The organism is Paenibacillus sp. NFR01 (genome assembly GCF_900111565.1).
GTDB lineage: Bacteria > Bacillota > Bacilli > Paenibacillales > Paenibacillaceae > Paenibacillus_AQ.
In genome coordinates, this window is the sequence record NZ_FOIK01000001.1 from 2,446,911 (window position 1) to 2,459,764 (window position 12,854).

Here is a 12,854-nt window from a genome sequence, read left to right on the forward strand (position 1 = left end):
CGGTTTCATTTCGGCTCGACCTCGTCCAACGTCAGCCGGTATTCCAAATCCTTCATATAACTGCCGTCGGGGTGCAAAAACATCAGGCCGAAGCTCACGTCGCCGCCCGTCCCCCGGACGATGGCGATCAGCCGGTTAAGCCCGGCCTGCAGCGCAAGCTCCCGCTCCGGTTCGGGCACCGGGGCGCCGTTCAAATAAATCTCGTAAGCCGCATCCGTATGGATCCGCATACGCCCTTTGCGCAGACGTGCGGCTGCACCCGCTTCTTCCGGCACCTGGACAAAACAGCTGAGAAACCAAGGGGCGCTGCCCGCATTCGCGATGCGCAGGGCGCCGTCGCCGGACCGGCGCTCTTTCTTCTGCATCCAGCCGTACAGGCCTTCGCCCAAATTATTCAAAGAGAATTCCGGATCGATATAATAAGCCTTCATCTCGCCGTAATCGACATGCGGCGGACAAGGCAGCGCCATCATTGTTTCCACGGCCCATTCGCCGTCCCCTTTGACGGTATCCAGCAGGGCATCGGCAAACGATGCCCCCAGATTCGCCAGCAGGCGGGTATACAGGCGTACCGCCTTGTCGCTTCCGGCATCCGTCAGCAGCTGCGAGCAGAGGACGGAGCCGGCGCCGATCTTCATTTCGGTCAGGAAGATTCCGGGCGAACGCGCATGTTTGCGGTTCAGCTCCACCAGCGCGAGGCGGCTGTATTCCGCCGTGTAGCCATGGACGAAATAGTCCTTCCAGGCGGTGCCTTCCACGCTCGTGCAAAGCCCGGCCGCGCCCGGAATCTCCAGGCGGTGCGAAGCCAGCACATGGTTCTTGACCTCCCGCGGGGACAGGAACACCTTGTCGAAGCCGAACAGGTCGACAGGGCTGAATCCGCGGACGGCGGCATCCACATCATCCGCCGCCAAATGATACGCCTCGTGCGGCAGCACGCGCACGGGGCGGTCCAGCAGGCGCGCCAGCGCCGCCTGCTGACGGCCCTCCGCCGGCAGGAGCAGCACCTGCCCGCCGGCTTCGGCATGGCGCCGGAGCGCCTCGGCGGCTCCCGGCGCCTCCAGCATGCAGGCTTCGGCCACGACCAGGCCGAAGTCCTGCATGCCCGGGCGCGCCGCTGCGCCAGGCGCGCCCGGGTCTGCCGGCGCTGGGGCATCCAGCGCCGTGTACCGCAGCCGCAGCTTCTCGAAGAAAGCTGCGGCTTCCCCGCCGCGGCGCAGCAGCGCGGCCGCCGGCCGGGCCGGGGCGCCGGCGGCATCCGCCGCGCCGGCGCAGGCCAGCAGGTTCCGCAGCAGCAGGCAGGCTTGCGGAACCTGCTCCAGGTTGGCCATCAGCTCCAGCTGGCTGGCCAGGAACCCTCCCGCGCCGCTGCGGTATTCCAGCAGCGGCGACCACAGATCCCCGCCGTCTCCGAAATCGCCGGCCCCGCATTCCAGCAGCAGGGTGAAATCTCCGGTCACCGGCTTCTCGAAGGCGGCATGGATGATCGGCAGCGGACCTTCTTCGTTGAGTCCTTCATGCCAAAACATCAGGTCGCCGTCGCCCAGCCCTTGCAGCGCCGGATGCTTGTAGCTGCCGGCATGCGCGCGGAGGAACGGCCTCCGCGAGAGCGGCAGCCGGGCGAGCGAAAGCTGATTTTGCTCCAGAAGCAGCACGCGGCCGCCCCGGGCAACGAAGGCGTTCAACAGTTCCTCCAGGATGCCTTCCGCATCCTCCACCCGGCTGCCGACAATCAGCAGAAGACCTTCGGCCAGCCCGGGCAATTCGTTCCGCTCGACTCTGGAACAACCCGGAACCAGCCGGCGGATGGATTCATAGTCGCGGTCCGGTCCATAATAGGCTGCCTGCCGCTGTACAGGTACCGGTCGGTCCAGAAGGCTAGCGGACAGAATCCGGTATTCCTTGCGCAGCTTGTGCATCTGCCGTCCGCCGTGGAACAGCAGCGCCGTCAGCACGGCCTGTTCCCCTTCGGTTGCGGGAGCGGGCATCCAGTCCAGTGCAAGAACCACGTGCTCCGCCGGGGCTTGGCGGAAGCTGAAGCTTTGTTCATGGACAATCTTTGTCCCCTGACGGATAACGAATTCCGCCCGGACCTCCTGAGAGGATAACGTATCGTTATACACGTCGAAGGTACGGTTCATCCGTTTATGGTCATAGAAGCAGCTGTTGTATTCCGCGGCGATGAGGGTCACCGGCTTTAATGCCTCGGCCATGATGGCAAAAGCCGGATTGGGCCGGTACAGCGGATACGCTTCCGGCAGCAGTCCGTTATGGATGGTCAGCGAATAGGCCGGTACCTTTGCCGGCTTCGTTCCCGGCGTACCCGGTTCGGCGGGCGAGAGGATGATCTCCTGCTCCGGCATCGCCCGCATGAAATAATGGGCGAAATTGAAGGTGGAGAGACCCGATACTCCCTGCCGTCTGGCGTATTCCGCAAACAACCGCTCCTTTTGCGCCAGTCCCGCCGCGCTTTCATCGGTGCCCCGGTAAACCTCAAGCCCGCTGTACATGCTGCTGTTCTGCGGGCAGATATACCACCAGCCGCCATGCTCCCCGAAGGTCAGCGGAACGCTGCGGTCCCATTGGCTGATTGTGCCGTCAATGTTGTAATGGCGGCTCTCCACCTCGGTATGCTCTTTGCCCAGCAGCCGGTTGTCGCCTTCGGCAATGATTGGACGGCTTTGATCCAGTTCGCGGATCTCGGCCATCAGGCCGGGCATATGCTGCTTGAAGCCGTCCCGCCCGTCCACCCAGCGCATTTCGTTCTGCAGGCTCCAGAGCACGACGGACGGATGGTTTTTGTCGCGCTGCACCAGCCGCCGCACATGCTTGCGGCAGTTCTCCACATAGTCGGGATGGTCGGCCAGCATCGATTTGCCCGAGCCGTAGATGGCCGTCTCATCGACAATCAGCATGCCCTCTTCGTCGGCGATGCGCAGATACGCGGCCGGATAAGGCTCGGCATGCAGCCGGATGCTATTGATGCCGATGCTGCGGCAGATACGGTACCAGTTGCGGATATAGGCATCCGTCATTTGGAGGCCACCCTGGAAATGCCAGGAGTCGCCGCGCAGGTTCACCGGGATGCCGTTCAGCATGAACTGCGGGCCTTCGCACCAGAATTCGCGGAAGCCGAAATCCTGCACAAGCCGGTCGATGACTTCCCCATCTTGGAGCAGCTCCAGCACCGCCGTGTACAGATACGGCGCATCCGGGTTCCACAGCCTGGCATCGCTCCAGCCGATTTCAAACGAAGCGCTGTACGCCGTACCCTGCACCATGTTCTCGCATCGTCTAGGTTTGTCAGCAGCTGCGGCATCAACAGGCTCAGGCGTACATTCGGCGGACAGAACCCGCTTGGAACCCGCGGTAATTCCGCAGTATTGCGGTTCTGCCGACGCCAGTGGCGTCGCTAAACGTTCCGCCCCTGTTCCTGCACCTTCATGATCAGCCGCCGAAGCCAGCGCTTCCCGGGATTCCTCGGCTTTGCCGCTTTCCGGCATTGCCGGGCTCCGCGGAACCTCGGCCGCCATCCCTTCCTTTTCCCCTTCCGGCTGCCGAAGCACGCCCTTCTCCCAAACGCCCAGCCTTACTGTAAGTGGTCCGTGGGCAGCATCGGTTCCCGCCGCGCAGGCTAACGCCTTCACTTCTATTCGCCCTTCCCTGACGGACGTGCGGATGTTAACATCCTCCAGCGATAGCGCAGGATAGCTTTCCAGATACACGTCCTGCCAGATTCCGCGGCTGATCCGTCCATACCAGGAGCCCATGAGTCCGGTAATCTTCGACTGCCCATTCGGGAGCGTCACCGTATCAAAACTGCTGCAGACGACATGCAGGTGATGTGTTCGCCCCTGTTCGACCCGCGAAGTAATATCGAGCCTCAGCGGCAAATACCCGTCTTCCCATACGCCGATCTCCTGGCGGTCCAGATAGATGACCGCCTTCTGCATGATTCCGTCCAGCCGTAGCACGATCCGCCGGCCGGCCATGCGCTCCGGTAGCCTGAAGCTCCGGTGAAGGATGCCCGCTTCGGCGTCATCCCACTGCTGCGGGTAACCGTAAAGATCGAACGGCGCATACTCATACTCGGGAATTTTGCCGAAGGTTTTGCCATCCGGCTGCGGATAGGTCCGTCTCCAGCTGGAAGGCACCTGTACTTTGCGCGCCTCATACACGATTTTTTCCGGCAGCTTGCGGCATTGCGGCTGGTCGTACAGAGGCATGAAATCCCATTCTCCGTTAAGGCAAAATTGATCACGCATTTCTTGTCCCCAGCTTTCCGGCGCAGGCGCGCTGCTCAAGCACCAGCTCCAGCGGACGCCACAGCTCCTGTCCGGCAGGCGCTCCCGCCCATTTGATAAAATGCGGCTCCATCACCTCGGCCCAGTTGTCCGGACGCAGCGAGGTCTGCAGCTTGCCGGCATACGGCGCAGGCTCACGGGTGTCCGGCCGCTCCGCATAAAAGAACAGCATATTTTCGTGTTGCCCGATGATTCCGTATTTATCGCCGTCCCCCGGGCGCTCCTCCTGGTACTGGTAGTGGTAATAAATATAGCTGGCCGCCGCTTCCGGCTTCAGCCTGGCAATCCGGCCGTACGGTGTGGTGGCCGCATGCCGCTCCCAATGCTCCGCGGACACCGGCTGCTGGTAGTGAAAAATATCGGTCAGCGGCGCCCAGCGGCGTCCCCGCTCGCCTCCCGGCCAGACCGCAAGCCGGGAAGCGGCCTGCGGGAGCAGGTTTTCCGGCGTAATCTCCGATTCCAAACATTCGTAATACAGAAAAAGCTGCCCGCCGCAGTTAAACAAGCTTAAATAATCCACGCTGAGCCGCTTCATCGCTTCAGCCAGCGAAGCGGAAAGCGCCTCACTCCGAAAAAAAACGGCTTCTTGCTCTTCAAGCATCTCCGCCCTATATAAACAGCGCTTCATGGCGCACCTCCTGATGGTTTGACCTAATGGTTTGATTCCCTTTCATGGTACCGCATACACCGGATCCCCGCCTTGACGATGGCGACCATGTTTAGCATGATAACGACATGCGCCATTACATGAACTCGCGGATAAATTTTGCTCTGCACGGCTTACGGACCTGAGCGCCGCTATTTCACTGAAAAAGGCCCCTTTTCGTATCTAACGGACCTGAACGCCTCTATTGCCTCCCCGCTCACCCTAAAACACACCAAATACCCGAAATAACGGCTCCTGGGTCCGTAAGGCTGGGAAATAACCCATTTTGGAGCAAATAACGGCGCTGTTGTCCGCGCAAACTGCGGCTTATTCGGCAAATTTGCCAAAATAACTCCTCTCAGATCCGCTGCAGTCTCAAGCCCCGGCTTTAAACCGGCCGTTGTGCTTCAATCTTGCCCCCTGAACGCAAAATAACCCCGCAAAGCGGGGCTTTGGCATCGATGTTACTCAGGTACTTTGCGGAGCCCCGGAAATTTATATATCCGATATTGTTAAAAAAGGCGCTCCCCGCATGGAAAGCGCCAATCCGCCCTTAAGGCATCACCGTAAAGACAATGTCGTCGAACAGCAGGTAGGAGAACCCGCTGGTATAGAAGCCGACTTTGCCGGACGGCCGGTGGCCCGGATCGCTGCCGGACAGTCTCGGCGAACCGTTTACGGCTACGGAGAGATCGCCGTTCTTCGCCGTCACCTTCACCGCATATTCCGTATCCGGCTGCAGGTCATATCCCGGCAGGACGTTTTCGGCAAGCTTTTGCCAAGCCGTGTTATACAGGATCCAGGATGAAGTGCCGTCCGGCCGCGCGCGGTAGCCGATCCGGGTGGAGCCTGCGCTGTCCTGTCGATCGAAGATATACAGCGTGCCATCGGTCGGCATCACGGCCGGCGTCTTCAGCTTGAAGTCGAGCTGGTAGGACGTAAAGCTGCGGTCCAGCAGCGCCGTGGCGCCGTTCAGCAGCTTATACCGGCGGTTTCCGTCCGGATCGGCCACGATGCTGCGGTTGGGGTCCACCGGCCAGCCGTTGCCGCCGTTCTCGAAGTCCGTCTGATGCATGATATTCGATACCGTGACGGTAATCTCGGCTTTAATCAGCGGATTTACCGCCGATGTCGCTGTAATGACCGTTGTTCCTTCATACACCGCGCTGACCACGCCCGCCGGGTCTACCGTGGCCACCGCCGGGTTGGCTGACTGCCAGGTCACCGATGTTTGCGGCGTATCCGACGGATCGAAGCCGAGCTGCAGCTGCTTTTGTTCGCCGGCGGCGAGGCGCACCTGATTCTCCGCAGGTATTATCCCGGCCAAATCCGTCGTCAAAGCCTTGAACTGAATGTTATCGAACAGCATATGGCTGACATTGCTGACGTAGAAGCCGACCTTGCCGGAAGCGTTATGCCCGGGATCATTGCCCTTTAACCGGAACGCGCCATCAAGATAAACGCTGACGTCGCCGCCCTTTACGAGCATTTTGACCGTGTATTCCGTATTCGGGAGCAGGTCATGGCCGGGCAGTTTGACCTCTTTCAGCACGGTCCATGCCGAATTGTACAGCAGCCACGCGGAGCTGCCGTCGGCCCGCGTCTTATAGCCGATCCGGCTGGAACCGCTGCCGGCCTGGCGGTCGAACACATACAGCGTTACATTGTTCCCCATCGTCTCCGGCGTCTTCAGCCGGAAGCTCAGCTCGTAATCGGAGAATTCCTTGGGGCTGAGCGCCGATGCTCCGTTCAGTACCTTATACCAGCGGTTGCCGTCCACTTTTACGATGCTGCGGTTCACATCCTGGGGCCAACCGTTCGCGCCCGACTCGAAATCCGTATAGTCCATCACGCCGTCGCCAGGTTCTACGGTGACTGTAACTGTAGCCGTAAGCAGAGGGTTCTCCGCTGAGGCTACGGTAATTGCCGTGCTTCCGACCGCTTGGCCCGTAATGAGGCCCGCCCCATCGACCGTGGCAATGCCCGGATCCGCTGAGACGTAAGTCAACGCGGGGTTATCCGCATTCCAGGGAAGCACCGCCGTCCGCAATTTCACCGTTTTCCAGCGGTCGACCGTAATGTCGCTGTCATAGGCCACAACGCCCTGCACAGGATAATGGTCCGGCGCTGCAGTCGTGCCCGCCTTTCCGGTAATGCCGATGGCGGCAAACGGAATGTTGGGGAAGCCCGGTATGGCACTAAATACCGCCGCATCCGGCCGCAGCGACAGATCGCCTCCCGCAAGATTGGTGAAGCCGGGATCCGTCGTCGTCACCCAGTTATTCGCATATTGCAGCAGCCCGAATTTGTCGTAGGCACCGTATACATTGGTCGTTACGCTTCGAGCAATCTGCGGATTGTAAACCACATTCCCCTGGAACGAATTGGTGTCCGGATAATACCGGTTCTCGGTGAAGAAATCCGCCAGCTCGGGGTATTTGGTCAAATAAGGCGTTCCGACGAAGTTGTTGTTCGCCGCGAACAATGCCTGCCATTTCGGCATGTAATTCAGCGGCACCTGATCGTCCGGCTCGTCGCCGAGATACAGATCCGCGTAGTCATAAGGCACCTTGCTGTCGACAAAAATGTTGTTGCGGGCCTGGATATGCGCGCCGCCGTTGTTTTTGATGGCCGAGTTGCCCATTTTGTAAAAGATATTCTCGTCGATCGTCAGCCCCATCGTGAAATTATCGGGGTACACGCCCTCCACGCCCGCTTTGTTCTCGCCGATGTTATGGAAATAATTGCGCCTGATGACCGTGCCCCGCTCCTGGGGCTGTTCGCCCGCATTCATATAGATGGCCCCAAGATCCGAGAAGGTCGTGCAGACATCGTAGATTTCGTTGTATTCCACAACATGGTCGTTGCCGAAGATCAGCACGCCGGGATGCGGCGCATCATGCAGCTCATTGTGCGACATGCGGTTGCCGACGCCCGACAGCAGCACGCCGGGATTATAGACTTTGTGATAGTACGCGAAATCCTCGATATGCGAGTTCTCTACAATGTTGTTCGCCGGCTCCAGGGTCGTTTTGTCGCCGCCCGCCAGCGTGACGCCGGTACCGCCGATATGATGGATATGGGTGTTCAGGATCGCGTGGTCCGTGCCCGGAGCGCCGGCGAAATTATTGTAATAGAACCGGCTCTGCGTATTGACCAGCACGCCGCTGTTGGTGAAGTTGCGGATCTCGCTGTTCAGGATGCGCATATGGCTGCCTCCCATAAATACGGCGGCCGAATCGCGGCCGTTCTCCAGCACCAGCTCCGAAAAATCGATGTAGGAGGCGTTAAGCGCGTTGATCATCGGCGTCTTCAGCATCGTCACTTCGATATCCGGGTCGGCTGACGCAAACTCGGCATTCGGCAGAAAATACAGCTTGCCGGCCTGGCGGTCGATATAATATTCGCCGGGCATATCGATTTCTTCCAGCAGGTTTTGCGCAAAATGGAAATCGGGATACCAGTTTTTGAACAGCCCGCTCATTTCCCCGTACCGGAGCGTGATCGTTTTGGCGGCCGTATCGATGGACGCGATCTTGTTGTAGGACCACTCCCAGCTATAGCCGAACACGCCGTCCAGCCAAATATCATCCGCCTGCGTCCAATATTGCGGCCGGTCGTACGAATAGCTGAAGGTGCCGCCGCGCGTATGCACTTCCCCGTTCGGGTCCTTCCGCGTCGGGCCGGGATCGATAATTTCATCCATCTGGACGGTGCCTTCGTTCGGCCAGCGGGCCAGCGTCATCCCCTGTCCGTTCACGTACAGCTCCATCGGCGGAACCTGGCTCAGGTCATTGGCCAGATAATAGCCATGGCGGCTGAGCTGGCCGTAATCGGTAATGCCGAGCGCGGCCAGATCGGCTACGAGTACTTTGGTTCTCGCCTCCGGGCTGATGATCCGGCTAAGGATCGCTGCGTCCGTAACCGGCGCAAACGCCGACTTCGCCAGCTGCTCCGACCCCGACAACGTTACGGACTCGCCGGGATAAGCCGTGTAGGTGACCGGCTTGCCGGCCTGGCCCGAATCCTGCGGGCCCAGCTCGAAGCTGGCCGTCCGTTCATACCGGCCTTCGCGCAGATACACGGTAACGCCGCCCTCCGGCAGCCCTTCCCGCGTTTTCAGCGCGCGGATGGCGTCCCGCGCTTTTTCGAGCGTCCGAAACGGAGCCTTTAGGGTCCCCTTATTGGAATCGCTTCCATTTGTTGCGATGTAAAACACCTTTACGTGAGGCCCTTTTTCCGCAGATCCCGAAGACGCAAACGTCGGACTGGGCGGGGTCATGAGCAACAGACCCGCCATAAGCGCTGCAAGCAAGCTTTTTTTCACCAAAGCTCCTCTTCCTTTCGGTTGGGAATGTGGACGGCTCCGCCAAGCCTAAGCCTTGACGAAGCCGTTACGTGAGCAGCAGGTTCCCCTTGTCTCCCTTAAAAACTTATTTCTTCAACCCTTTATCCTTAAGGAACTGTTCAAATTGTTTGGTTACTTCGGCCACGTATTTCTCTTCGCCCGCTTCCTTCAGCTTGCCGTAGAGGGTAGGCCAGGTTTCGTCGAAATCCAGGGTGCCGGTAACAAGGCCGCGTTTGTATTCGCCCCATACCGCGTTCAGGTTGGCGATTTCGGTATTTACCGGCTCGGAATTGAACTTGAAGGCGCCGACAGGGTTAACCTCGGAATCGGAATTGATTTTTTTGGTCTCTTCCCAGACGTTCTCCGGCTGTCCTTCCTTCAGGTAGGAATTGAATACGCTGCCAAAAACCCAGTCCATATTCGGCACGTAACGGGAATCCGGCAGAGCTTTGATATAGTCTCCGGTGGTCTTTTCGTAGTGAACGCCTTCGATGCCGTTGCAGAGCAGATTGTACAGCTCCTTGTCGGTATTCACCAGATTCAGCAGCATCATGGCCCGTTCCGGGTTCGGCGCCGTACGGCTGATCGACTGGTTGGTCGTTGCCGAGTAGCCGTTGGAGAACCAGTCGCTGAGCGGTACGGTGATGACGTCATTGCCGCCGTTTTTCGCTTTGACTTCCGCTTCGACGCCAGGCTTCAGCGTGACGTTGAAATCAACCGCGATCTGGCCTTTGCTCAGATAATCGTTCATCTTCTCGGTAGCTGCATCTTTGAAAATATAACCGGCTTTGTACCACTTGCTCGCGAGGCGGAAATTATCCAGCTCTTCTTCGGGATAACGGTACAGCGTATATGTCGGATCGTTCGTTTTGATATAGAAGTGGTCATCCAGGCCCGGAACGACCCAATATTGGTCGTCATGCGACTGCGGATTGATGAACGAAGTGCCGAATACGCCAAACGGGATGATATCCGGTTCGTTTTGCTTGATTTGAGCGAGGAAAGGCTCGATATCCGCGATCTTCTTGATCGAGGCCGTATCCAGATTGTACTTGTCGGCAAACCGTTTTTGGATGATAAAACCGTAACGGGAGCCGTTGATCTGCTGGTTCGGAATCCCGTAAATTTTTCCGTCTACGGACAGAGCGTCCCACATGACCTGCGGCACATCGGCCTTCAGCTCCGGCGCGTATTTGTCCAGCAATTCGTCCATCGGCTGAATGGCGCCTTTGCGCACCAGTTCCTCCGGCTTCAGCATGTATCCGGTCCAGAGAATGTCGAACTTCTCGCCCGCCGCCAGCACCGTGTTCATTTTTTGCACATAATCGCCGACTGCGACCGGCATCAGCTTAACCGTGGCATTGATCTTCTCTTTGACGATCTTGTTGACTTCCTCCTGCACCTTCTCCTGATCCGCCTGAAGCTGGGACAGCGGGTAATACCAGGTTAATTCCACCGGCTTCAGTTCGCCTGAATTGGACGAATCCGTAGCGGCAGCCTGCGTTGCTTCGGCACCTGTGTTTTTCCCGCCGTTTGCGCTATTGCCGTTGTCATTGTTGCCGCCGCAGCCTGCCAGCATGGATGATGCGAGAAATACGGATGCCAGAACCCCAAACAACCTCTTTTTCATTCGCGTGACCTCCTGTACATTGTACATGTAATTGTATGTTAACCCTTTAGGGAGCCAACCGTAAGCCCTTTAACGAAAAACCGTTGAAAGAATGGAAAAATTACCAGCATCGGTCCGCCCGCCAGCACGGCAATCGCCATCCGCGCCGAATTGTTCGGGAAACTCGAGAGGTCGATGCCCAGCTGCTGCGTAAACTCCGAGTTCGTGGTCAGAAACTCAATGCTGTTCAGCGTCCGCACCAGCAGCAGCTGCAGCGGTACCTTGTTCGGATCGTCGATGTACAGCATCGCATTGAACCATTCGTTCCAGTACGTAAAGGAAATCAGCAGACCGAGCGTAGCCAGCGCAGGCGTGGATAACGGCAGGATGATCCGGAAGAAAATACGGAATTCCCGTGCCCCGTCGATTTTGGCCGATTCAATGATCTCCAGCGGAATTTTGGACATGAAGCCTTTCATGACCATGATGTTGAACGGCGACAGCAGGATCGGCAGAATCAGCGCCAGCAGGCTGTCTTTCAAATGCAGGTATTGCGTAATGAGAATGTAGGAGGGAACAAGTCCCCCGCTGAACAGCATCGTGAAAAATACGTAAAACGTCGTCACCCGGTTATAGCGGTAATCCTGCCGCGAAATGACGTAGGCCGTCATGGCGGTCAGCAGCAGTCCGACCAGCGAGCCGGTTACGGTAATCAGAAGGGTCACTCCGTAAGCCCGGAGCAAAATATCCGGCGCGTCCAGGAGATACCGGTAGGCATCCAGGCTGAACGATTTCGGGATAAATTGATACCCGTTCAGGTTCAGCGATTTTTCATCCGTCAGTGACACTGCAATGACGAGCAGGAACGGCAGGATGACGATCAGCGAAAGCACCGTAAACAGCAGATTGATGAACAATTTGGAGAACTCGAATTTTTTGGTCACTGTCTTGGCGCCTCCTTACCACAAGGAATTATCGGGATTGATTCTGCGCACGATCTTGTTGGCCGTCAGCACCAGCACCAGACCGACCACCGACTGGTAGAAGCCCGTAGCCGCGGACATGCTTACATTGCCGACTTCACGCAGTGCACGGTACACATAGGTATCGATGATATCCGTTGAGCCGTACAGGAACCCGGAGTTGTTCGGGATAAAATAATGCAGGCCAAAGTCTCCGCGGAACATGTTGCCGATGGACAGAATCAGCATGATGATGATGATCGGCGTCATCAGGGGAATTGTGATTTTGAACGCCATCTGCCGTTTCGTCGCCCCGTCGATCCGCGCGGCTTCGTAATATTCGCTGTTAATGCCAATGATGCCGGCAAAATAAATCAGCGTGTTGAACCCCACCACTTTCCATAATTGCACTAGGATGAGGATGAACGGCCACGGCGCGGCGTCCTGGTACCAGCTCACCGGGTTCAGCCCGAACGATTCCAGCGTACGGTTGATAAAGCCGTCGGAATGGTTCAGGAACGCATAGGCGATGTAACCGACGAGCACCCATGATAAGAAATGGGGCAGAAACAACGCCGTCTGATAGAACTTGCTCCACTTCGCCTTGATTTCGTTCATCAGAATCGCCAGCAGCAGTGCTGCCGACGTGCCTACCACAATGTAAGCGGTGTTATAAAGGACCGTATTGCGTGTGATCCGCCACGCCGTATCCGTAGTGAACAAATAGCGGAAATTATCCAGCCCCACCCACTTGCTGCCGAAGATGCCAAGGTCGTACCGGTAGTTTTTGAAGGCGATGATTAGGCCGATCATGGGAATGTAGGCAAAAATCAATTTGTACACGATGCCCGGCAGCGAGAGCAGAAACAATTCCCGGTTATTCCGGAAATGATGCCACTCTCTTCCGATCCACGTTTTTTTCCGAGTTTTAGGCGGCGCTCCCGATTTTGCGCTTTGCTCCGCCAGCGATACCTTGTTCAACATA

At 57.9% G+C, this 12,854-nt stretch carries 6 protein-coding genes; all 6 read right to left on the reverse strand.

Annotated features, from left to right (window positions below):
- Positions 1 to 5: 5 nt before the first annotated feature.
- Positions 6 to 4,265 (reverse strand): glycoside hydrolase family 2 protein, encoded by a 4,260-nt coding sequence (locus tag BMW84_RS11195; protein ID WP_091067781.1) that lies wholly within the window; start codon positions 4,263 to 4,265, stop codon positions 6 to 8.
- Positions 4,258 to 4,932 (reverse strand): hypothetical protein, encoded by a 675-nt coding sequence (locus BMW84_RS11200; RefSeq protein ID WP_091067783.1) that lies wholly within the window; start codon positions 4,930 to 4,932, stop codon positions 4,258 to 4,260. The genes BMW84_RS11195 and BMW84_RS11200 overlap by 8 nt, the downstream gene beginning before the upstream one ends.
- A gap of 571 nt (positions 4,933 to 5,503) precedes the next feature.
- Positions 5,504 to 9,277, reverse strand: a complete 3,774-nt coding sequence (locus tag BMW84_RS11205; RefSeq protein WP_091068304.1) for an Ig-like domain-containing protein — start codon at positions 9,275 to 9,277, stop codon at positions 5,504 to 5,506.
- A gap of 106 nt (positions 9,278 to 9,383) precedes the next feature.
- Positions 9,384 to 10,928: an ABC transporter substrate-binding protein gene (locus BMW84_RS11210; RefSeq protein WP_091067786.1), complete on the reverse strand. Its 1,545-nt coding sequence runs from the start codon at positions 10,926 to 10,928 to the stop codon at positions 9,384 to 9,386.
- Positions 10,929 to 10,966: 38 nt separating this feature from the next.
- Positions 10,967 to 11,851: a carbohydrate ABC transporter permease gene (locus BMW84_RS11215; protein ID WP_091067788.1), complete on the reverse strand. Its 885-nt coding sequence runs from the start codon at positions 11,849 to 11,851 to the stop codon at positions 10,967 to 10,969.
- 15 nt (positions 11,852 to 11,866) lie between these two features.
- A complete protein-coding gene (locus BMW84_RS11220; RefSeq protein WP_091067791.1) occupies positions 11,867 to 12,853 on the reverse strand; it encodes an ABC transporter permease in 987 nt (328 codons plus the stop codon).
- Position 12,854: the final 1 nt, after the last annotated feature.

Coding starts and splice junctions, on each gene's coding strand:
- BMW84_RS11220 (WP_091067791.1), bottom strand. CDS start 12,853: ATGTTGAACAAGGTATCGCTGGCGGAGCAAAGCGCAAAATCGGGAGCG.
- BMW84_RS11200 (WP_091067783.1), bottom strand. CDS start 4,932: ATGAAGCGCTGTTTATATAGGGCGGAGATGCTTGAAGAGCAAGAAGCC.
- BMW84_RS11210 (WP_091067786.1), bottom strand. CDS start 10,928: ATGAAAAAGAGGTTGTTTGGGGTTCTGGCATCCGTATTTCTCGCATCA.
- BMW84_RS11195 (WP_091067781.1), bottom strand. CDS start 4,265: ATGCGTGATCAATTTTGCCTTAACGGAGAATGGGATTTCATGCCTCTG.